At 28.3% G+C, this 23,515-nt stretch carries 21 protein-coding genes and 1 other annotated feature; of the genes, 11 read left to right on the top strand and 10 right to left on the bottom strand.

What is annotated here, in order from left to right; translation table 11 throughout:
* Positions 1-1,176 (top strand): SpoIIE family protein phosphatase, encoded by a 1,176-nt coding sequence (locus tag B3B03_RS00325; protein WP_346848116.1) that lies wholly within the window; start codon positions 1-3, stop codon positions 1,174-1,176.
* Positions 1,177-1,200: 24 nt separating this feature from the next.
* Here B3B03_RS00325 and B3B03_RS00320 read toward each other — a convergent pair whose 3' ends face one another.
* Entirely contained in the window at positions 1,201-1,848 is a 648-nt protein-coding gene (locus B3B03_RS00320; RefSeq protein WP_346848115.1) for a TIGR01906 family membrane protein, read from the bottom strand.
* A 199-nt stretch (positions 1,849-2,047) separates the two neighbouring features.
* Here B3B03_RS00320 and hemA point away from each other — a divergent pair, with 199 nt between their 5' ends.
* The 4 genes from hemA to B3B03_RS00300 all read left to right on the top strand — a co-directional run bounded on the left by hemA (position 2,048) and on the right by B3B03_RS00300 (position 6,859).
* Positions 2,048-3,289 carry a glutamyl-tRNA reductase gene (hemA, locus tag B3B03_RS00315; RefSeq protein ID WP_346848114.1) on the top strand — a complete coding sequence of 414 codons (1,242 nt, stop codon included), beginning with the start codon at positions 2,048-2,050 and terminating at the stop codon, positions 3,287-3,289.
* Between the two features lie 13 nt (positions 3,290-3,302).
* The gene (gene hemL, locus B3B03_RS00310) at positions 3,303-4,577 is read left to right on the top strand and encodes a glutamate-1-semialdehyde 2,1-aminomutase (RefSeq protein ID WP_346848113.1); all 1,275 of its coding nucleotides are present in this window, start codon (positions 3,303-3,305) and stop codon (positions 4,575-4,577) included.
* 268 nt (positions 4,578-4,845) lie between these two features.
* Complete coding sequence (gene nhaC / locus B3B03_RS00305; protein ID WP_346848112.1) at positions 4,846-6,291, top strand: Na+/H+ antiporter NhaC; 1,446 nt, start codon at positions 4,846-4,848, stop codon at positions 6,289-6,291.
* Between the two features lie 124 nt (positions 6,292-6,415).
* Entirely contained in the window at positions 6,416-6,859 is a 444-nt protein-coding gene (locus B3B03_RS00300; protein WP_346848111.1) for a ferritin-like domain-containing protein, read from the top strand.
* A 100-nt stretch (positions 6,860-6,959) separates the two neighbouring features.
* Here B3B03_RS00300 and B3B03_RS00295 read toward each other — a convergent pair whose 3' ends face one another.
* The gene (locus B3B03_RS00295) at positions 6,960-7,418 is read right to left on the bottom strand and encodes a hypothetical protein (protein WP_035132239.1); all 459 of its coding nucleotides are present in this window, start codon (positions 7,416-7,418) and stop codon (positions 6,960-6,962) included.
* Positions 7,419-7,689: 271 nt separating this feature from the next.
* On the opposite strand from B3B03_RS00295, the gene B3B03_RS00290 reads away from it, so the two are divergent.
* Both B3B03_RS00290 and B3B03_RS00285 read left to right on the top strand, forming a co-directional pair.
* Positions 7,690-8,931, top strand: coding sequence for a patatin-like phospholipase family protein (locus B3B03_RS00290; RefSeq protein ID WP_346848110.1), 1,242 nt, complete (start codon positions 7,690-7,692; stop codon positions 8,929-8,931).
* A gap of 121 nt (positions 8,932-9,052) precedes the next feature.
* On the top strand, positions 9,053-9,508 hold the full coding sequence (locus B3B03_RS00285; RefSeq protein ID WP_035135753.1) for a CBS domain-containing protein: 456 nt from the start codon (positions 9,053-9,055) through the stop codon (positions 9,506-9,508).
* Between the two features lie 101 nt (positions 9,509-9,609).
* Here the strand turns inward: B3B03_RS00285 and B3B03_RS00280 are convergent, their stop codons facing one another.
* The 3 genes from B3B03_RS00280 to B3B03_RS00270 all read right to left on the bottom strand — a co-directional run bounded on the left by B3B03_RS00280 (position 9,610) and on the right by B3B03_RS00270 (position 13,028).
* A complete protein-coding gene (locus tag B3B03_RS00280; protein ID WP_346876187.1) occupies positions 9,610-11,856 on the bottom strand; it encodes a heavy metal translocating P-type ATPase in 2,247 nt (748 codons plus the stop codon).
* Between the two features lie 24 nt (positions 11,857-11,880).
* On the bottom strand, positions 11,881-12,234 hold the full coding sequence (locus B3B03_RS00275; protein ID WP_035135755.1) for an ArsR/SmtB family transcription factor: 354 nt from the start codon (positions 12,232-12,234) through the stop codon (positions 11,881-11,883).
* A 203-nt stretch (positions 12,235-12,437) separates the two neighbouring features.
* Entirely contained in the window at positions 12,438-13,028 is a 591-nt protein-coding gene (locus tag B3B03_RS00270) for a DUF1836 domain-containing protein (protein ID WP_346876186.1), read from the bottom strand.
* Between the two features lie 242 nt (positions 13,029-13,270).
* Here B3B03_RS00270 and trhA point away from each other — a divergent pair, with 242 nt between their 5' ends.
* On the top strand, positions 13,271-13,927 hold the full coding sequence (trhA, locus tag B3B03_RS00265) for a PAQR family membrane homeostasis protein TrhA (RefSeq protein WP_346848108.1): 657 nt from the start codon (positions 13,271-13,273) through the stop codon (positions 13,925-13,927).
* A gap of 74 nt (positions 13,928-14,001) precedes the next feature.
* Here trhA and B3B03_RS00260 read toward each other — a convergent pair whose 3' ends face one another.
* From B3B03_RS00260 to B3B03_RS00250, 3 genes are all read right to left on the bottom strand, one after another.
* Complete coding sequence (locus tag B3B03_RS00260; RefSeq protein WP_346848107.1) at positions 14,002-14,574, bottom strand: FUSC family protein; 573 nt, start codon at positions 14,572-14,574, stop codon at positions 14,002-14,004.
* Positions 14,575-14,663: 89 nt separating this feature from the next.
* The gene (ade, locus tag B3B03_RS00255; RefSeq protein WP_346848106.1) at positions 14,664-16,361 is read right to left on the bottom strand and encodes an adenine deaminase; all 1,698 of its coding nucleotides are present in this window, start codon (positions 16,359-16,361) and stop codon (positions 14,664-14,666) included.
* A 202-nt stretch (positions 16,362-16,563) separates the two neighbouring features.
* Positions 16,564-17,229, bottom strand: coding sequence for a ribonuclease H-like domain-containing protein (locus B3B03_RS00250; protein ID WP_150845565.1), 666 nt, complete (start codon positions 17,227-17,229; stop codon positions 16,564-16,566).
* Between the two features lie 218 nt (positions 17,230-17,447).
* Here B3B03_RS00250 and B3B03_RS00245 point away from each other — a divergent pair, with 218 nt between their 5' ends.
* From B3B03_RS00245 to B3B03_RS00235, 3 genes are read left to right on the top strand one after another with little or no spacing between them, the layout of a single operon-like run.
* Entirely contained in the window at positions 17,448-17,675 is a 228-nt protein-coding gene (locus B3B03_RS00245) for a FeoA family protein (protein ID WP_035133006.1), read from the top strand.
* A gap of 1 nt (position 17,676) precedes the next feature.
* Entirely contained in the window at positions 17,677-19,455 is a 1,779-nt protein-coding gene (gene feoB, locus B3B03_RS00240; RefSeq protein WP_346848105.1) for a ferrous iron transport protein B, read from the top strand.
* 15 nt (positions 19,456-19,470) lie between these two features.
* Complete coding sequence (locus B3B03_RS00235; protein ID WP_346848104.1) at positions 19,471-19,626, top strand: FeoB-associated Cys-rich membrane protein; 156 nt, start codon at positions 19,471-19,473, stop codon at positions 19,624-19,626.
* Positions 19,627-19,694: 68 nt separating this feature from the next.
* On the opposite strand, the gene argS is transcribed toward B3B03_RS00235, so the two are convergent.
* On the bottom strand, positions 19,695-21,389 hold the full coding sequence (argS, locus tag B3B03_RS00230) for an arginine--tRNA ligase (RefSeq protein ID WP_346848103.1): 1,695 nt from the start codon (positions 21,387-21,389) through the stop codon (positions 19,695-19,697).
* Positions 21,390-21,469: 80 nt separating this feature from the next.
* Positions 21,470-21,728: a binding site (T-box leader), on the bottom strand.
* A 143-nt stretch (positions 21,729-21,871) separates the two neighbouring features.
* Positions 21,872-23,452 (bottom strand): ABC-F family ATP-binding cassette domain-containing protein, encoded by a 1,581-nt coding sequence (locus tag B3B03_RS00225; protein WP_346876246.1) that lies wholly within the window; start codon positions 23,450-23,452, stop codon positions 21,872-21,874.
* Positions 23,453-23,515 lie beyond the last annotated feature (63 nt).

The following is a 23,515-nucleotide window of genomic DNA, read 5'->3' as shown; positions in this document are numbered from 1 at the left end:
ATGAGAAAATATTACTTAGATGTAGCTAATATGAGTATGAATAAACACGGTGAAGAACTTTGTGGTGACAACGTTGAAATTGCTAATACAGAAGATGGAATTATCGTAGTGATGTCAGATGGTCTTGGCAGTGGTGTTAAAGCTAATATACTAGGAACTTTAACATCTAAGATTGCAGTTACTATGTTAAAAGAAGGGGCTACTATAGATGAGACTATAGATACTATAATTAATACATTGCCTGAATGTCAAGTTAGAAAGTTAGCCTACTCCACTTTTACAATTGTGAAAATTAAAAACAGTGGCGAGGTATATATGGTAGAGTACGATAATCCACCTGTTTTTCTTTTTAGAAATAATCGTAGTTGTGACATCAAGAAGAATCGACGTATAGTGAATGGTAAAGTTATTTTTGAAAGTAGATTTTATATGAATGAATCTGATGCTCTAGTTATTATAAGTGACGGAGTTGTACATGCTGGTGTAGGTGGACTCTTAAATTTAGGTTGGGAATGGCCTCATATAAATAGATATCTAACTAATGTACTCCATAAAGAGGTGATTGCTCAAAACATATGTAGACAACTATTAGAGGTTTGTAAAGACTTATATGATAATAAACCTGGGGATGATACAACAGTAGTAACTATTAAGATAAGAAAGGAACAAAACATCTCTCTCTTTACAGGGCCACCTAAAAATAAGGATGACGATGATATTCTTATAAATCTTGTGAAAAATGCTACAGGTAAAAAAATTGTATGTGGTGGCACTACTGCTAATATAATATCTAATACATTACACACCCCGATAGAGATAGACTTAAAGCATTATACTTCGGAAGTCCCGCCTATGGGATTTATGAAAGGGATAGACTTGGTTACAGAAGGTATACTAACTTTAAATAAAGTAAAAGAATTATTAAAAAATTATCTAAATTCCATTAAAAAGAATGCTATACCCTGTGCTATAAATGGCTCTGATGGAGCCTCTAGAATTACTAATATGTTAATTAATGAAGGTACATCCATAGATATATATATAGGGCAAGCAGTTAATCCAGCTCATCAAAATCCATCTTTTCCAGATGAATTTAATTTAAAAATTAAAATTGTTAAAGACATAGCCAGATTACTAACTGCATTAGGTAAAAAAGTCAATGTAAATTATCTTTAATTTCAAAAAGATATTAGATTTTTTCTAATATCTTTTTAAATTCTTTTTATTATAATTGTAATACACCACATATAGTACTATTCCAATGACTATGCAAAGAATTCCAATAGTACCAGTACATAATGCAAAAAACTCTTCAGGTAATATGTTTATAATAGGATCTGTGTTGGGATCAAAAATCCATTTATCATTATTAAAAAAAATTTTATGGAATATTGTAAAGAAAAAATTAAAGTTAATACTTACAACTATTGAGAATATAACTGGAGTAATAATTGATATAATGGAAATATATTTTATATAAATATAGCTCTTATAACTGCTAGTATACAGTACAGACAATATTGCTAACGTAATTATTAAACTTAATATAGTAATCTTAGCTAGTTTAAATAATTCCTTTACTTCTTTAAAATGAAAAGCACCAGCCTCTGATGATTCTAAAGATGGTAGTTCAAATTTGTCGTTGTTATTATATAACAAATAGTCTATTACATAAGAATAATTTTTTTTCATCTCCGCAATAGATAAGCTTGTTCTCTCTTCCATATTAAATTTATTAATACTGTAAGTATAAATAGGTTTAATGCTTGTTACTATTAAAGTAGAAATAAGAATAATTAAAACAAAACCTGTAATAGAAATAAGGACATTTAGAATAAACTTTTTCATAGTATTACCTCACCTTTTATTTGTTAGAAATTAGTAATCTATACAATACAATTTTATTATCCTATTTTATCATTGTCAAAAAAATTTTCATATAGTATAATTTTCATGTTACAATATATGAGTTATAATGTGCCCACTTGTAGTGGGTTTTAAATTTGATTAAATAAAATTTAGTAGTTTCATAGATTTGGGGGTAAAGATGATTCATTTAATTGGAATAAAGAAAGAACTTGACTTAATTTTAAGAGCTAAACTAGCAATATCCCAAGATAATATAGATGGAATATTACTAAAAATGAAAGAAACTCTATGCGAAGAAGTTGTTATAATTAATACCTGTAATAGAACAGAAATATACTTAAAATCTTCCCTATCTCAAAATATCATAATACAAGAAGTATTCAATACACTTAATTGGGATGAAGAGTTTATTAAATATATATTTTACTCTAATGATAGCAAGGCTATAACTCACTTACTGGAAGTTAGTTGTGGGTTTCATTCAAAAATTTTAGGTGAAGATCAAATCTTAGGTCAAGTAAAGGATGCCTACTTAAAAAGTAAAGAGTTAAAAGTTATAAAAGCTTCTTTTGATAAGCTATTTACAATGGCTATTAGTTGTGGTAAAGAGTTTAAAACCGAAAGTAAACTATATAAGACACCTGTGTCCTATTCATCTATTGCTGCTAAAAAAGCTATAGACCAAGGTTGTAAAAATATATTAATATTAGGTTTTGGTAAAATGGCTCAATTAACTTTAAATTATCTTATAGGAAAACAAGATATCTTAGATAAAATATATATTGTAGTAAGAAATACAGATAAGGTTATTAATCATAGTACTATAATAAAAAATATAAAATTAATGGAAAATAAAAAGATTGAAATTATACCCATTGATAATATGGTAGATACTTATAAATATATAGATGCTTTAATATGCTGTACTTCTTCCCCTACTCCAATTGTACTAAAGAAAGATCTCCCTTCACAACCAATTTTAATTTTTGATCTTTCCTTACCAATTAATGTTGAAGATTCTTGTAGTGAATTAAAAAATATATGTTTATTTAATTTAGATAATCTTCAAAATGTAGATAAAGAAAATAAGATTCAGCGAAGAAATATTATGAATTCAAATAAATATATAATAAAGAAATACTATGGTGAATATAATAATTTTTTAAAGTTAATGTCCTTAAGTGGTATAATTAAAGATGTAAAAGAAGAAGGTAAATTACTTGTGGAAAATAATCTTAAAACTTTTAAAAATAAAAAGTACACTAAAGATAATGACAAGCTTGTAGCTACCCTTTTAAAAAGTAGTGCTAACACATATATAAATCGTGCCATTGAAGTTTTAAAAGAAGAAACTTTAAAAGGAAATAATAAGGACGCCTATGAGTTAATTGAACGTATTTTTCTAAATAAATTTAATTAGGAGGAAGAGCTTAATGAACAATAAAACTATATTTGAAGAAAGCAAAAAGTATATTCCCGGAGGAGTTAATAGTCCAGTAAGAGCACTTAAGGATATGGGTATCACCCCTCCTATTATAAAATCTGGTATGGGTTCTAAAATATATGACGAAGAAAATAAAGAATACATAGATTTTGTTGGAGCTTGGGGACCTATGATTTTAGGGCATTGTAACTCCAGAGTTGTTGATGCTATAAAAAATACTTCAGAAACTGCTATAGCCTTTGGTGCACCAACAAAATTAGAATTAGACTTAGCAAAACTTTTATGTGAAACTGCCTCAATTGATATGATTAGAATGGTTAACTCTGGCACTGAAGCTACTATGAGTGCAATTAAATTAGCCAGAGGCTATACTAAGAGAAATAAAATTGTTAAATTTGCTGGTTGTTATCACGGCCATTATGATGGATTTTTAGTAAGTGCAGGTTCTGGTGTTATGACTTGTGGAATACCTGGCAGCGCTGGTATACCTAAAGAACACATAGAGCATACAATTGTTGCTAATTATAACGATATAGATAATTTAAAAGAAATATTTACTGCTTATAGTAATGATATAGCCTGTGTTATTATTGAACCTATTGCTGGAAACATGGGAGTTGTTAAACCTTCTATGGAGTTCATGGAGAACTTAGATAAACTTTGTAAAGATAATGGTACTTTATTAATATTTGATGAAGTAATGTGTGGTTTCAGAATTGCATATAAAGGCGCAAGAGAGCTATTCCCAAATGTTAAACCTGATCTTATTACCTATGGTAAAATTATTGGAGGCGGCTTACCTTGTGGGGCTTATGGCGGAAGACGTGAAATCATGGAACTACTTGCTCCATTAGGCCCTGTGTATCAGGCAGGAACCATGTCAGGTAATCCTCTTGTTATGGCTGCTGGAATAGCAACAGTTAAAGAATTACATGAAAAACAAGATATATATACCCATATAGAAACCATAGGAACAAGATTAGAAAATGGTATTAAAGAAATTTCAAAAGAAAAAAATATAAATGTAGTAATTAATAGAGTTTGTGGTATGATGACTGTATTTTTTACAGACTTAAATGAAATTAATAATTACGAAGATGCTAAAAGTTGTAATACAAACATATTTAGAAAATATTTTATGCATATGTTAGACAAAGGAATTAATTTACCACCGTCACAATTTGAAGCAATGTTCCTATCAATTTCTCATAGCGAAGATGATATAAATAAATTTCTTACAGCCTATAAATCATTTAATATATAAGTGTATAATTATAACATTTATAATAACTTGGGGTACAAAGTTTTTTTGTACTCTTTTTTTATTACAATAAAATGAATATAATAATTTATCAAGTTTCATAAACTAATTATAATAGCTGTTTATATCAATTATTTTTCATAAAAATGCATAATATTAAATACGGCTTTTTAATTCATAAATTTTCTGAATAGTATTGCAATTATAATTATACTGATATATAATTTATTTAATTACTTAAATTGGAATTTAATATAGGAGTGTGTTGTTAATGAAAGAAAAAAAACAAAAATCTAGTAAGATAGCTTCCCCCCCTAGAAAGCCAAAAGTTTGGCAAGCTCTTATACCTATTTTAGTTCTCATTATTTCTCTATCTATTGCAATTATATTCTATGAATCAAGTCCACATATTCCTTTAATAATTGCAGCTGCAGCTGCAACTATTACAGCTTTATGTATTGGATTTAAATGGGAAGATCTCGAAAAAGGATTTATCGATACTATTCAAATGTCAATGCAAGCAATTATAATACTTATGATAATTGGAGTTTTAATTGGTGCTTGGATATTAAGTGGTACTGTACCAACAATGATTTATTACGGACTTAAAATTTTATCTCCTGGTATATTCTTAGTTGCTACATGTATAATCTGCGCTATAGTTTCATTAGCTACTGGAAGTTCGTGGACAACTGCTGGTACTGTAGGTATTGCACTTATAGGCGTAGGTATTGGTTTAGGAATCCCTACTCCAATGATAGCTGGTGCTATAATATCTGGTGCATATTTTGGAGATAAAATGTCACCGCTTTCTGATACAACTAACTTAGCTCCTGCTATGGCTGGTTCTACTTTATTTGATCACATTAAGCATATGTTTTATACTACAACGCCAAGTTTAATAATATCTCTTATACTATTCGCTATACTTGGGATGAAATATGCAGGCCAAGAATTGGATGTATCAAAGTTGAATATAATATTTGATGGACTAAAAGCCTCCGGTGTAATTAACCCAATTCTATTGCTACCTCCAATAATAGTAATAATACTTGTTATAAAAAAAATGCCTGCAATTCCAGGACTACTAATAGGTGTTGCTACGGGAGTTCTTTTAGCTATTTTAGTACAAGGTTCTAATTATGGTGATATAGTTAACATTTTAAATGATGGATATGTAAGTGAAACTGGAGTTGAAATTGTAGATGAACTATTAACTCGAGGTGGCCTTCAAGGTATGATGTATACCGTTTCTTTAATTATATGTGCGATGACCTTTGGTGGTATAATGGAGAAAGCTGGATTCTTAAATGTACTTGCTGAAAAATTACTTAGACTTGCCGTTAATACAGGTTCTCTTGTACTAATTACTATAATTTCTTGCATTGTTGTTAATATACTTGCTGGAGATCAATATTTATCTATAGTTATTCCAGGTAGAATGTATAAAGATGAGTATGCTAAACGTGGCTTAGCACCTAAGAATTTATCTAGAGCTCTAGAAGATTCTGGAACATTAACATCACCATTTATTCCATGGAACACCTGTGGAGCATTTATGTCTACTACTCTTGGTGTTTCTTGTTTCTTATATGCACCATTCTGCTTCTTGAACTATATAAATCCTATAATATCAATAGTTTATGGATACACAGGATTCTCAATGGAAAAACTAGAAGACCCAGAAAAACTAGACAAACCAGTTATCAAATCCTAGTATGCTTTGAAAAGATCATATATTAAATGGCCTTTTTATCCTTTTATAATATTTTCTAATATGAATAATGTCAATACCACTTAGGCAATAATATAATGAATATTATTGCAAGGAGTTGATTTTCTTGGATAAAAAATATATAGTTAATAGTTTAAATGAATTATTACAGGGCATATATATTGATATAAACCTTTTTGAAGATTATATAAAGCACTCTAAAAATGAAGATGTTATTTCTCAAATATCTAAAGTTCGAAATGACTACCAAAAACATGCATATAGAATATGTAATATAATAACTGATTTAGGTGGTAATCCTATAGAAATTGATAATTGTGTTGATATAAATTCATATATTAATATTGATGCTACAGTTATTGACAAAGAGCTTTTAAAAAAAACTTGTGAAGCTGCAAATAATGTATTAAATTTAGGTTGTAAATTAATATCAGATCCTAATTTTATTAATCGTGAAAGCTATACTACTATAAATTTAATGAATAAAGATTATCAAAAACATATTAATCATATTGAAAGATATGAATTATATAGTGGTAGTTTTCAATAAAAATTGTAAAATAATTTCAATACATTATAATTCCTAAAAACATTAAAATGCCCTATTAGTATTAATTCAATAAAATACTAATAGGGCATTTTAATATATATTATCTTTTTTTATTAATCTTTTTACCAATGATGTATCCTATTAAAAGTCCAGTTCCTAATGCAAGAGCAGACTTTACTTTTTCAAATTTAATTTCAGCATCTGAAATAGGTTTCACATTGTTAATTATAACTGTATCCTGTTCTATAATATCTTCATTTGGATATATAAAAGCTCCTACTAAGCACAAATGATTAAATCTTTCTTCTGAAAAGTTATTCGATAAATCTTGAAGAGTTTTCAAAAAATATTCTTTAGTCCACTTATTATCCTCTTCTAGTTTTGCTCCATCATGAATTTCAAATAATCCCTTAATGTTTTCTTTAGCATAATTTAATGCATTTATAATTTTTTCTGAATTTTCTGGTTCAACTCTTATGTATTCAATTAATGCTTTTCTTACTTCCTCAATACTATTGGATTTAACTGCTTCTTCTATTAAATTTAAACTTATTTCCATAACTAATCTCCTTCTCATCTTGGTTATTATTGAAATCTTCCGACATTTTTAAATTATATCATTTAAAATAGTTTACTATACTATAATTCTATTGTTAGTATATACTAATTATATAGTTTTTTACATAAAAGTTCAACGTATAAATAGTAATTATTAGTATATATAATATAATCATTATAATAATTATCAAATTTAACTCATTTAGTATAATATAATATTAAGTAGAATTATATTTAAGTTAATTTTACTTACCGAAGGGGTGTTATAACGCTTGAATAGTTATGGATTAGTATTAGGTGGTGGTGGTTCTAGGGGTGCTTATGAAGTTGGAGTGTGGAAAGCTTTAATAGAATTAAATATAGATATATCTTCGGTAGTTGGAACTTCTATTGGAGCTATTAATAGCGCTTTTATATGTAGCAATAATTATAATGACTTAGAAGAGTTATGGCTATCAATAGATTTTTCAACTTGCTTCAATATTGATGATAATTTTTCTATAGATGAAAATCTATCATTTAAAAATCTTCCTAAATTCATGAAAAATATTATATCTAATAGAGGGTTAGATCATACACCTTTAAAAAGATTACTACAACGCTATTTAAATGAAGATATAATAAGGAATTCACCTATAGATTTTGGTATTGTTACCCTTACTATGTATCCCCTAAAACCTATAGAAATATTTAAGACTGATATTCCTTACGGAAAAATTATTGACTATATAATGGCAAGTTGCTCTCTGCCTGGCCTAAAGCATATGGTTATTGATGGTGTCAGTTTTGTTGATGGAGGTATGTATAATAATATTCCAACCAGCATGCTTTTAAATAGCCCTTGTTCTGCTATAATCCAAGTGGATATAGATGGACCTGGATTCAGTCAAAAAATTAATAATATAAATGATATACCTATAATAGAAATAAAATGTAGTGAAAATCTTGGTCCAATTATTAGTTTTGATAGTGAAAGAATTAAAAGAAATATAAGTATAGGATATTTAGATACATTAAAAACCTTTAAGCAATTAACAGGACAAAACTATTATTTTTTCAAAGATGAGTTCCCTAAGGGATTATTAGTAAATATTAATGCCATTGAGTTTAAACTTATAACTGATTCCTTAAATTTTAATAATTCCCTATACAATCATTTAAAACTATTAAGAACTATAAAAAAAATTGATAACTTTTCAGGCATAATAACAAAAAGCCGTGTTAATATTATCATGGCTATGGAAATCACTGCAGAAATTTTAGAAATTGAAAGAAATATTGTATATAGATATGATGAACTTTTAAATAAAATTTTACAAAAAGTAAATGTATATAAAAAAAATATAAATTGTAAGGAACTTTCACTAAAAGATTATTTAATTTTTAAAAATTGCAATCTTCTAGATACATCTAAATCCACAATAGCCTTTAGAAACACTTTAGCAATTACATTTCCTAAAGAGTTTATTGCTCATATGTTTTTGTGTTTAATTAATTATAGAATCAATTTATAGCATTACATGTTCTTAAATTATTAAAAACTTTACTCTCTTTTAGTCTAAAAACTATGTTATAATTAAAGTATAGCTTTTTAGTATACTTATTGAATATTGATTTATTGGAGGATGATAAAATATGAACATTGCCTTTTTTCTAACTCCTAAAAGCGAAGTAATTTTTGAAAAGGTTAGTTCTACTATGCGAAGAGCAATGGAGAGAATGGAATATCATAGATATACTTCTATACCTTTAGTGGATGATAAAGGAAAATATGTAGGTACTTTAACAGAAGGTGATCTTCTTTGGAAATTAAAAAATTCTTCCGAATTAAGCTTAAAGGATACAGAAAATGTTTTAATAAAGGATATACCAAGACATTTTAAAGATAAACCCGTATCAATTAATTCTGATATTGAAAGTTTAATACTTGTTGCTAAATCACAAAATTTCGTTCCAGTAGTTGATGACTCAAATATATTCATTGGAATTATAAAAAGAGGAGATATAATATCATATTGTTATAAGAAATTATTTGAGGTAGATAATAGTGATGAGTTTAGCGAATTTAAAACTATGTCAAAAATAAGTTAATAATTATCACTTAAGTTTAAAAACCCTTTAATGCTAAAAACATTAAAGGGTTTTAATATATTTTAATTCTGTATTTTAGTATTTTTAAGTTAAACTTTTATTTATTCTTCCATCTTCATAGCTCTCATAGCATTTAATACAGCTATTATTGTAACTCCTACATCTGCAAATACCGCCATCCACATATTGGTAATCCCTAGAGCTGTTAATACTAAGACTATAGCTTTTATCAATAAGGAAAATGCAATATTTTGAACTACAATTTTTTGTGTCTTCCTAGCTATTTTTATAGATGTAGATATTTTTTCAGGATCGTCAGTCATAATAACAACATCAGAAGCTTCTATAGCTGCATCTGAGCCTATTCCCCCCATTGCTATCCCTATATCTGCTCTAGCTAATACGGGAGCATCATTTATTCCATCTCCAACAAATATTAATCTTCCCTTCTTAGAAAGGCCATTATATATTTTTTCTACTTCACTTACTTTTTCATGTGGCATTAATTCGGCCCTAACCTCATCAATAGAAATAACCTTTGCAACATATTCAGCAATTGTTTTATTATCTCCAGTAAGCATAACAGTTTTCTTAATCCCTAGTTCTTTTAACTTTGCAATAGCCATAGGTGAAGTATTTTTTATTCTATCAGAAATCACTAAACTTCCTACAAAATTATTATTTACTGCAACATATATAATAGTACCCACTTCATTTGATTTTACATACCTAATTTCAAGTTCTTCCATCAGTTTATAATTTCCTGCATATATATATCTATCACCAAAGTATATTTTTACACCTTTACCTGGAATCTCTTCATAACTCTTTATTCTACTTTTATCAATAATAGCCTTCGTACTAATTTTTTTATAGGATTCTACAATAGATTTTGCAATAGGATGATTAGAATATATTTCAGCATATGCCGCATATTCCATTAACATGTCCTCAGTAATGAATCCATAAGGAGTAATTTTTGTAACTTCAAAGCTTCCTTCTGTTAATGTACCTGTTTTATCAAAAATTACCACTTCTGCTTTGCTCAATGCTTCAAGATAGTTTCCTCCTTTGACAAGCACCCCACTTCTAGATGCTCCTCCAATCCCACCAAAGAAGCTTAAAGGTATTGATATCACAAGGGCACAAGGACAAGATACAACTAAAAATGATAGTCCTCTATATAACCAGGTATATAAATCTTCACCCATAGCTAACGGTGGTAAGAAAGCTAGTAGAATAGCTAATATAACCACAATAGGAGTATAGTATCTAGCAAACTTTGTTATAAACTTTTCTGTTGGTGCTTTTTTATTTGAAGCATTTTCTACTAATTCAAGAATCTTTGATACTGTAGATTCACTAAATTCCTTAGTTATTTTAACTTCAATAAGAGAAGTTTTATTTATTGATCCAGCTAAAACTTCAGCTCTTTCCTTAACTACTCTTGGAACAGATTCTCCTGTTAAAGCAGAAGTATCTATTTGAGAATCTCCCCTTACTACAACTCCATCTAAAGGAATTTTTTCACCTGGCTTAACAACTATTATATCACCAATACCTACCTCTTCTGGAGAGACAGAAGATATATCCCCGTTACTTAATTTTAAATTTGCATGGTCTGGACGAATATCCATTAACTCTGATATAGAATTTCTAGATTTATTAACTGCCAATTCTTGAAAAAACTCTCCTACTTGATAAAATAGCATTACTCCAATAGCTTCTGGATATTCACCAATTAAAAATGCACCAATTGTAGCTATACTCATTAAGAAGTTCTCATCAAAAACTTGACCTTTTATTATATTTTTGCCGGCAATAAGCAGAATATCTCCACCAATTACTAGATAAGAAGCTATAAATAAACATAAACTTATCCTATTATTAGTTAATACTCCAGCAACTGCCAAAGAAATTCCTATAATAAATTTTATTATTTGTTTCTTTTTAACCCCTTCTCCATGATCATGGCTATGATTATGAACATGATCATCACTATGAGAATCCTTGTAGGTAACCTTTTCTTCCTTAACTTTATTATCATTTGAATTAGAATTAATACTTTTTATATTTCCCTGAACCTTAACATTTTTTTTATTTATAATATTTTTTTCAATTTCTTTAACTCTAACTCCATGTTCAATTCTAGTAGATATGCTTTCCACATCATCAAATATTATTTCTCTATTAGTGTTCTCATCAACCTCTAAAATAGCTTTTGATGTCACAGAGTTGACTACAGCACTTTGTACGTAAGATAATTGATTTAGTTCACGTTCGATTTTCAAAGCACAATTTGCGCAATGCAATCCTTGAATTTCATAAAGCCTTTTTGTTTGTCCCATTATTTTACTCCCCCTATAACTAGTTTATTCATTAACGTGGCTAAGTCCTTTATAGAAAATATCTTTAACATGATCATCATCTAAAGAATAATATACAACTTTTCCATCTTTTCTTGATTTTACAATCCTAGCTAGCTTTAGTACTCTTAATTGATGAGATATTGCAGATTGTGTCATATTAGTTAAAGCTGCTATGTCGCAAACACAAGCTTCTGTATTTAACAAAATATTTAATATTTTAACCCTAGTAGGATCTGCCATGGACTTAAATAAATTTGACAGTTCCTCTACTGTAGTATCATTTAAAGTTTTATCTTTTAATTTCTCAGTAATTTCATCATGTATGCAAACTTGCATACAAACCTCTTCTTTATACATATATTACATACCCCTTTCATGTGAACACTTGTTCATACGTTTATATTATGCTCATTTCTTTTTTTTGTCAATACTTTTCAAACAATATATTTAATTAAATATTTCATATAATTTATAATATAAGCATTAATTATAAATTTACACCTAAAAATAAAATGACTGTCTATTAAGGCAGTCATTTTATTTATTCATTGATTTTAAATTTATTCATTAAAATAAGTATCTATCATCTTTTCTGCAATTCTTTTATTTAAGGACGCTGAATTTAAAAGTGTTAATATAATCAATAATATTTTTTTATAATCCTCATAATTTTTAGTAGCTTCTTTTTCACATAAATTAGTTGTATCATTGACAATTGAAGTTAAGAATTCTTTTTCTTTATCAATTTGATTTTTCTTTAATGAAAGATATTCATTATATATATTACTTAAATCAAAATTTGATTTTTCTTCTGATAATATTTTTACCATAGGGGTAAATAATTTTTTTATATCAGCTATAGACAAAGTTTGCTTTAAATCATAAATTAAAATCATTAAAAGAATATGATCTTTAGAATATTTTTTATTTTTATTTTGAAAAAGCAATTTGTCTTTAGAGTAGTTATTTATCATAGTTTTGGTTAAAATCTTGTCCGTAGGGTTTCTTTTTATATGCTCTAAGTTATTTTCAAATAATTGAATTACTTGATCCATATATAAATCAATATCTGGTATTTTATTAATATTAATCCTATCATCTAAGTTCATATTAATTAAAAGCTCTTCTAAATTTTCTATATTAAAGTTCACATAATCACCTCTTATGTATATTTTCTTTTATTATAATATTATTATTAATAGTAGTAAATAATATTAGATATAAATATACATATTAAAATTATTTTATAGAAACTTAAACTTAATTAATAATTATAATTAACACATTTTTAATAATTATTATATATATTTATATAATCAATGTGATATAATATACATATAATAATACATAGTATTGATAACTATATGTTACAATAAATCTTAGGAGGTATATTATGACTAATTCAAAATTTAGAGAGCCCTTTAGTGGATTTTCCCATATGGTGGGAGCTATAATTTCTTTACTTGGTTTATGTTTCTTATTATTTGCTCAACTTCATAGTAACAATTACAACATATACACTTTAATATCAACTGTTATATTTGGAATAAGTTTAATTCTACTGTATACAGCTAGCAGTGTATATCACCTTACCGTAGCTAAAGATTCCATGATTAATATCCTTAGAAAGATTGATCATGCTATGATATTTGTATTAATTGCTGGAACTTATACACCTATATGCTTAGTTCTATTAGAGACACCAATTAGGTACTATATGCTTGCTATAATATGGACTGTAGCTATAATTGGAATTCTTTTTAAATTGTATTGGATTAATTGTCCTTCCTGGTTATCTTCCTCTATTTATATTGCTATGGGATGGATGGCTATATTCATTTTTAATCCACTTTCAAAAGTTGTATCTAGTAGAGGTCTTTCAATACTAGTGATAGGCGGAGTATTATACACCATCGGTGGAATTATATATTGCTTAGAAAGAAAAGGTAAACACAGAACTTTTGGTGCTCATGAAATATTTCATATTTTTGTTCTACTTGGAAGTTTTACTCATTATTACTTCATTTATAGGTATGTATTTAATCTATAACATTTAATTAATAAAATTTTCGAAAATAAAAACTACTGATTAATTGATAAATTAATCAGTAGTTTTTACTATTTTTACTCTTTTATATCTATTTTTTCAGGAACTTTCATAATAAAATTTTCTATATCTTCATCATCCTCATGCTCCGATTTACCCTTAGCAAATTTAGAATCTGAGGGTGGAGATATAATGTAATTAATTATTATCGATATTACAATTCCAACAATAGTATCAACGGTTCTTTGAAAAGCGTATAGAACTATATTTTCACTAGTCATAGTAATCATAATTACACAAAATACAACACAAGCCATAGATATAGAGTCTTGCCATTTTAATATATTAAGTAATGTAATCAAAAGCACCATTCCTAAAAAGAGCAGAAATATGTTACCTGGATCTATTAGAACAGTTATAATGCCTATTATTCCTCCCATTATAGTACCAAGCACCCTTGCAATTCCAGCATTAATTCCCTTCTTCACTGTGGTTTCCATAGAAATCAAGGCACCTGTAACCACAAAAAATGGTGATTGAAGATGAAACAATTCAGCTACAATTACACTTATTACTGCGGCTAGAGCAGTTTTTATATTTCTCATACCGATATATTTCTTAAATTTATATATAGAGTTTAAGTTCTTCAAGATTACAATCTCCTTAATTAATGTTGTTCATTTTTTAATTATATAAAAAGTATTATTAATATTATATAACTTGTAATATTGTGTTGTAATTAATTAAAAGAAAGTTCAATAAATTTAAATAAATCATAGGAAAATAATCCTTTACTTGTAAGCTTCACCTTTGGAATAACAGGTAGACTCATAAAAGATAAGGTTATAAACGCATCCATATCAGGTTTTAATCCATAGTTCTTTACTAATCTATTTAAATTTTTCAACTTATTATATACATAATCTATAGGTGAATTAGTCATCAATCCTCCTATTTCTAAGGGTAGACTATCAATTAGTACACCTTCACTGACTATAGTAATTCCTCCACCTATGTCAATTAGCTTATTTACCGCCTTACACATATCCTTATCATTATCTCCTATAACTATAATATTATGAGAATCATGTGCTATACTTTGAGCTATAGCACAGTTTTTAATACCTAATCCCGATAAATATCCTAAGGAATAATGATTTGTATTTTTATGTCTTTCGAAAACTCCTATTTTTAAAACATCTTCATATTCACTCATATCTAAATATCCATCTATAGTTTTACTAGATTTCACTAACAACTTAGTTTCAAGAGATCCTGGAGTTACACCAATTACATTTACTTTGTTTCCATTAGATAGTATTCTAAAGTCCTCCTCTTTCAGCTTTTCTATTTTCATAGTGTTTTCACTTTTAACAATGTAAGATAATTTATTATAGTCATCTATTTCTCGACCTGACTTAATTACTTTATAAATATCTACCTCATTTAAATCATTTAAAATAACCAGATCAGCCTTATATCCTGGTGCTATAGCTCCTTTATCTTTTATGCCATAACATGTGTACCCATTATAACTCCCCATTATATATGCTTTTATAGGATCAATACCACTTTGTATACTGAGTTTAATAGCATTATTTATAGATCCCTCTTCCACCAAATCCTCTAGATGTCTATCATCAGTACAAAATAAAAACCTTCGAAAATTCTTATTATTAACTGCAGAAATCAAATCCTTTAAATTTTTAGCAGCAGAACCTTCCCTTATAAGAATATACATACCTAATTTTACTTTTTCTAAAGCTTCTTCTTTTGAAGAACATTCGTGGTCAGTTCTTACACCTGATAAAATGTATTGATTAAGATGTTTATAAGAAATTTGAGGTGCATGCCCATCTATAATTTTATCTCTAAATACATTCAACTTATTCATCATGGACGGTGCTTGCTCTATTACAGAAGGTATATCCATTACCTCACCAAGCCCTATTACTTCTGGTTTATCAATAAACTTAGATAAATCTTCTGCACTTAAAATAGCACCGTTCTCTTCGAAGGATACTGCTGGTACACAGGAAGGCATCATAAAATATATATCCAAAGGGCTTCTTTGTGCACTATCTAGCATGAAAGATATTCCATCAATTCCAAGTACATTGGCAATTTCGTGCGGATCAGCTACTACTGTAGTAACCCCATTGGCTAAAGCTACATTTCCATAAGATTCTGGAGTTGTCATGGAAGATTCCACATGAATGTGTCCATCCATAAACCCTGGACATATAACTTTAGAACTACAATCAATTTCCTTAAGCCCTTCATATGAACCTATTCCTATAATTGTGTCATCAATAATTCCTATATCTCCCTCTTCTATTTCTTCAGTAAATACATTAATAAATTTACTATTTTTAAGTACTAAATCACACTTATCATTCCCTATAGTAGCGCCTTTTCCTTTTATTAATATTTCCATAATACCCCCTAAATTTTTAGAATTATATGTATTTTGTATGTTATTATGAATTTATGTGGTATCATGTTTAATATATTAATTCATTCTATACAATTTAACTATTATTTCCCACATTCTAAATTTGTGAATACCAAATACAATATATATAAAATTATCTCATAGAAAAATACAAATTTATATTCTTCTATGAGATAGTTTTTAATTACTCTGGTCTAATATACTTATTCCATTGAGTATATATATGAAATAAACTAACTACATCCTGCATATTATACAAAAGAATTTTCTCTTTCTTTTCCATAGGCATTCTTGAAAAATACATATCATCTTTCATTATCTTACCAAAGGTTTTAGCTAATGTTGAGCCACTTATGACTTCACTTTCCCTAACAATGTCACATTCACTCTCTAGTGCTTTAAGTCCTATTGACTTCTGTTTAACTTGTTCATATTTTTTTTGCAAATCTATACTTTTAAAATATTCTTCTACAGTATAATTTAACTTATATTTTTTAAACAGATAATCAATTACTAGATAATCATTATTACCTGAAAAAGTAACAACATATTCTTTTTTTAATGTATTTCTCATATTTTCAAAATACTCTTTAGCCAAGGCAAGAATTTTCTCAAGTTCATGCTTATTTTCAATCATATACTGAGTAATTACCAACTTATTATTTTCTTCGTCATAATATCCTGCTCCAAAGACCCCTATGCATATAGGTTTCTTATAAACATAATGTTCTAAGTCAAAGAAAACTGATTTTTTATAAAGTTCATTATCTCCGCTAATATTTAGACTTTGTTTAAATTTATCTTTTTCAATGTCTATAGTACTTTCTTTAACTATCACCTTACCACTCATTTCTTTAATAGGTATTGTACTTCAAATAAACCTATATATAATTATATGTACTATAAAAATATATAATTATATTATACCATAAATAAATCCCTTTTATCTATATTATACATCCGTTTTATGCATTTTATTAATACATATTTTAAGTTGACATTGGTTATCATTTAGAATATAATATTACCATAGATATTGATAATTATTTTCATAAAGGAGTGATATTCATGAATGTTTTTAATTTAAAACCTGGTGATAAAGGTTTAATTAAAGAACTTGCATGTGATGATAGATTAGCTAAAAGATTATTAGCTTTAGGGTTTGTTGAAGGAACAGAGGTTTTAGTTAAGAAAACCGCTCCTTTAGGGGATCCAATTATTATAAACTTAAGAGGGACAGACCTTGCAATCAGAAAAAAAGATGCTGAATTAATTTTTATTAAGGAGGCAGTGTAATATGAAAACCATTGCCCTTATTGGTAATCCTAATGTAGGAAAAACAACTTTATTTAATGCACTAACAGGTTCTAACCAATATGTAGGTAACTGGGCAGGTGTAACTGTAGATAAAAAAGAAGGATATTTGTCAAAGGAAATAAAAATTGTTGACCTACCAGGTATATATGCAATGGATACCTTTTCTAATGAAGAAAAAGTGTCTAAAAACTTTTTGTATACTGATGAAGTAGATTTAATTGTAAATATAATAGACGGTTCTAATCTTGAGAGAAACCTTTACTTAACCTCTCAATTAACCGAATTTAATAAGCCTATTTTATTAGTGGTAAATATGATAGATGTAGCAGAAAGTAATGGAATTCACATTAATTATTCCGATTTATCTAAAGAATTAGGTGTTAATATTATGGCTATATCTGCTTCAAAAGGTGAAGGTGTAAAAGAGGTTAAAGACTTTCTTATTAATAACTCTTCCTTTAACTCTATAGATAAAACTATTAATTCTAAACATGAGTTTAATAAAATGAACGAAAAAGAAACCTATGGATATATAGAAAACATTCTTAACAGATGTGTAGAAGGAAAAAAAACAAACATTAATACTATTACTGAAAAATTAGATTCTATTGTGCTTAATAAGTTTTTGGCTTACCCTATATTTTTAGGAATTATGTTTATTATATTTAAATTTACCTTTGATTGGGTTGGTGGGCCACTGCAAGAATTAGCTGATAAACTAGTCAATGAAGACTTTGTATCTTTAATAGAAATACCTCTAGCTAATACATACCCTTGGTTTAAATCATTAATAATTGATGGTATCATTGGTGGTGTTGGTTCAGTAATTGTGTTTCTTCCAATTATATTAACTCTATTTGTAGGGATTAGCTTCCTTGAAGATAGCGGTTATATGGCTAGAACAGCATTTATTATGGACAAGTTAATGAGAAAATTAGGACTTTCAGGAAAGGCTTTTATACCTTTAATAATGGGCTTTGGATGTTCAGTACCTGGAATAATGTCTGCAAGAACTTTAGAAAGTGAAAAAGATAGAAAGTTAACAGCTCTGATTATTCCTTTTATGTCTTGTAATGCCAGATTACCTGTATATGCCCTATTTGCTGGTGCACTCTTTGCAGGTTATGAATCATTAGTCATTTTCGGATTATATTTCTTAGGACTTATAGTAGCCTTTATAATGGCGTTTATATTTAAAAATACTTTATTTAAAAAAGACGAAGAACCCTTTATAATAGAATTACCTGAATACAAACTTCCTGAGTTTAAAAGTTTAATACTTCATACTTGGGAAAAAGGTAAAGGATTTTTAAAAAAGGCTGGAACTTTGATATTCTCTATATCTGTTCTAGTATGGTTCTTATCAAACTTTAATATGAGTGGAATGTCTGAAATTAACGAAAGTTTCCTTGCATCTATAGGTAACTTCATATCCCCGATTTTTGTTCCATTAGGCTTTGGTACATGGGAAAACTCTGTGGCACTTTTAACTGGACTTATGGCTAAAGAAGTAGTTATAGGAACTCTAGGGGTACTTTATACAGGTGATTTAGCTAATAGCATAGCTACGACATTTACAATAGCTAGTGGTCTTTCTTTCTTAGTATTTACTTTGTTATACACACCATGTGTTTCTGTTGTAGCTACCTTTAAAAAAGAATTCAGCGGAAAACTTGCTGTATTCTCAGTTGTATATCAATTTATTGTGGCATGGATTTTTTCATTTGGAATATATCATATAGCTTCACTGATATTTTAAAGAGGTGATAATACTATGGAAATACTTATAACTATAATTATTGCTATATTAGCGATCTTTATTCTATTTAAAAATTTAAAGAAAAAATCTAAAGGATGTAATTGTGGTAGTTGTACCTCTAAGTGTCCTAATTACGTTAATACAATAAAAAAATATGAGGATGATAAATAACATAATAAGTAAAGAAAATCCCTTGGATGATAAATCATCCAAGGGATTTTCTTTATATTAATCTTTTATTACATTTCATCTACTGTTTCAAGACCTATAAGATGTAATCCACTTTCTATTACTTGAAGAGTAGCTTTAACTAAAGCTAATCTGGTATTCTTTGTTACTTCGTCCTCTGAATTAGATATATTTATAGAATTATAGAATTTATTAAAAGCTTTAGCTACATCTATAGTAAATCTTGTAACTATACTTGGTTGTAGTTTATCCAAAGCCTGCTTAATAGAATTATTAAACCCAGATAAAGTTTTAACTAGTTCAAACTCTTCCTCTGAAATAAGCTTACCATAATCAACTTCTCCAGTACCTTCTCCTAATTTTCTTAAAATACTCTTTCCTCTAGCATAAGTGTATTGAACATATGGTCCAGTTTCTCCTTCAAAGCTAAGCATTTCATCCCAATCAAAGATTATGTCTCTCTCTCTTGAGTTTTTAAGATAAGCAAAGACAACTGCTCCAATTCCTACCTTCTTAGCTACTTCTTTTTTATTTTCTAATGTAGGATTTTTCTCATTTATTATTTCTTCTGTTTTAACTACAGCTTCGTTTAACAAATCCTCAAGGAATACTACATCGCCTTTTCTTGTAGAAAGCTTCTTATCTGGGAAACGAACTAAGCCAAATGGTACATGTATACAATCATCAGCCCAATCATAGCCCATCTTTTTAACTGTGCTAAATACTTGTTTAAAGTGAAGGGATTGATCCTTTGCAACTACATATATATTCTTATAAAAATCATAGGTTTTCTTTCTATAGAACATAGCTGCTAAATCACGAGTGGCATATATTGTAGCTCCATCTGCCTTCTTTATTATACAAGGTGGAATATTAAGCTCCTCTAACATAACAACCTTAGCACCATTACTTTCCGTTAATAACCCTTTAGATTCTATTTCATCAATGACAGCATCCATTTTATCTTGATAGAAGCTTTCACCAGCAAAAGAATCGAATTTCACATTTAACATATTAAATAATTTATCAAATTCCTTTAAGCTTAAGTCTTTAAATTTAGTCCACAGCTTAACTTCTTCTTCATTACCATCCTCTAGAAGTTTAAAATGCTTTCTTCCTTCATCATCAAGAGCAGGATTTTTTTCTGCTTCATCATGAAATTTTACATAAACCCTTAACATTTCTTTAATCGGTTCTTCCTCTAAAGCTTTCTCATCACCCCAATGATTATATGCATATATAAGTTTACCAAATTGTGTTCCCCAGTCTCCTAAGTGGTTTATCCCTATAGCGTTATATCCCTGAGAATTAAATATTTTATAAAGAGAATTACCAATCATAGTAGTATATAAATGTCCTACGTGAAATGGCTTTGCAATATTAGCTGAACAATATTCAACAATTACATTTTTGCCTACTCCTTCTTTTGTACTTCCATAATTCTCTTTCTCATTTAATACTTTTTCAATAATTTCTTTCATAAAATCATTTTTAGCTACAAAAAAGTTTATATAAGGACCAAAAGCTTCTATTTTTTCAAATCCATCTAAATTACCAAGTAATCCTTTTAGATCTTGAGCTATCATATTTGGTGCTTTCTTCATAGATTTTGCTAACTGAAAACACGGGAATGCAAAGTCCCCCATTTCTGGTTTTGGTGGGTTTTCAACAAGTCTTTCTATTGTTTCCTTTTCCATATCTATATGCTTACATAAATTTTCTGCTATTATATTTTTATACTCCATAATAAATCCTCCTTTTTATTTCTAACTCTTTTATTTATTAAAATTTCAAAATGCATATAAAAAACCGTCTCTTTCCATTGGAAAGAGACGGTTATATACCCGTGGTACCACTCTAATTGACTTTTTTAAAAAGTCCACTCATAATTTTAACGCTTTTCACGACTAACCCTACTAAGTAATCCTTTGGGGCAGCTTCTCCAAGGTTCTCTTCCTAATTTATTATAAATAAATTTCCCTACAATTACTTGTTAAGATTCTTTTATTCTTGTGAAGCTCACACCAACCTTCACTCGCTTTAAGAATTAATAAAGAAAGTACTGTCCTTTTCATAGAATTTCCATATTAAATTTTATATTATTTGTATTATAAATAAATAATGGTAAATTGTCAACTAAATAAATTAATATTTATACAAGTTAAATGTTAATTTATTCATTTAATGCCTATCTACTACAAAAGTAATTTTTATATCAACCTAAGCTCTATTTTAATTCTAAATACTCATCATAAGTCATATTCTTATCAATTACACCACCAGGAATAATTTCTATTATTCTATTTGCAACAGTATTAATAAACTGATGGTCATGGGATGTAAATAATATAGTTCCAGCAAAGTTAATTAATCCATTATTAACTGCTGTTATGGATTCAAGATCTAGGTGGTTTGTAGGCTCATCTAAGATTAATACGTTAGCTCCACTTAACATCATCTTTGATAGCATACAACGAACTTTTTCCCCTCCAGATAGCACAGATGCTTGCTTTAATGCTTCTTCTCCTGAGAATAACATTCTTCCAAGGAATCCTCTTATAAAACTTTCCGCCTTTTCTTCTGAAAATTGTCTTAACCAATCCACAAGATTTAGATCGCAACTCTCAAAGAACTCAGAGTTATCAGATGGGAAATACGATTGAGATGTAGTTATCCCCCATTTATAGCTTCCACTATCTGGTTCCATTTCACCCATCAATATTTTAAATAAAGTGGTTTTAGCAATACCATCTCCTAAAAATGCTACCTTATCATTCTTATATATCATAAAACTTACATTATCTAAAACTTTAACACCATCAATAGTCTTACATAGATTCTCAACAACTAACAAATCATTACCAGCTTCTCTATCCGCTTTAAATCCTACAAATGGATATCTTCTTGAAGATGGCTTAATATCATCAAGAGTTAATTTATCTAATTGCTTCTTTCTACTAGTTGCTTGCTTAGCTTTTGATGCATTAGAACTAAAACGAGCTATAAAGTTTTGAAGCTCTTTAATTTTTTCTTCTTTCTTTTTATTCTGATCCTTAGACATTTGTAATGCTAATTGACTTGATTCATACCAGAAATCATAGTTACCAACATACATTTGAATTTTTCCAAAGTCTACATCAGCCATATTAGTACATACTTTATTTAGGAAGTGTCTATCGTGGGATACCACAATAACAGTTCCCTCAAAATCCATTAAGAAATTTTCAAGCCAAGCTATAGATTTAATATCTAAGTGGTTGGTAGGCTCGTCAAGTAAAAGAATATCTGGATGACCAAATAAGGCTTGTGCAAGTAAGACTTTAACCTTCTCTGAACCATTTAAATCCTTCATTAACTTGTAATGTAAATCTTCTGTTATCCCGAGTCCTTGAAGTAATGTAGCTGCTTCACTTTCAGCTTCCCAACCATTAAGATCTGCAAACTCACCTTCAAGCTCAGAGGCTCTTATACCATCTTCATCACTAAAATCTTCTTTAGCATAAAGAGCATCCTTTTCATTCATAATTTCAATTAATCTAGGATGACCCATAATTACAGTTCTTAGTACTTCTTCTTCATCATAAGCAAAGTGATCTTGCTTTAAAACTGCTAATCTTTGTCCTGGTGTTATATTAACTTCGCCTGTATTAGGTTCTATATCTCCGGATAATATTTTAAGAAATGTAGACTTCCCTGCACCATTTGCTCCTATTAATCCATAACAATTACCTTCTGTGAACTTAATATTAACATCCTCAAAAAGTTTACGTCCTCCGTATCTTAAACTAACTCCTGTAGTACTAATCATAACGTTACCTCCAATTATCATTAAAAAAGTCTTACCCATTGGGTAAAACCTCTTGAACTTTTC

This window comes from Clostridium sp. UBA5712 (assembly GCF_002419845.1).
Lineage (GTDB): Bacteria > Bacillota > Clostridia > Clostridiales > Clostridiaceae > Clostridium_J > Clostridium_J sulfidigenes.
The sequence above is the reverse complement of the archived record's forward strand: the minus strand, read 5'-3'. Positions and strand labels throughout refer to the sequence as shown.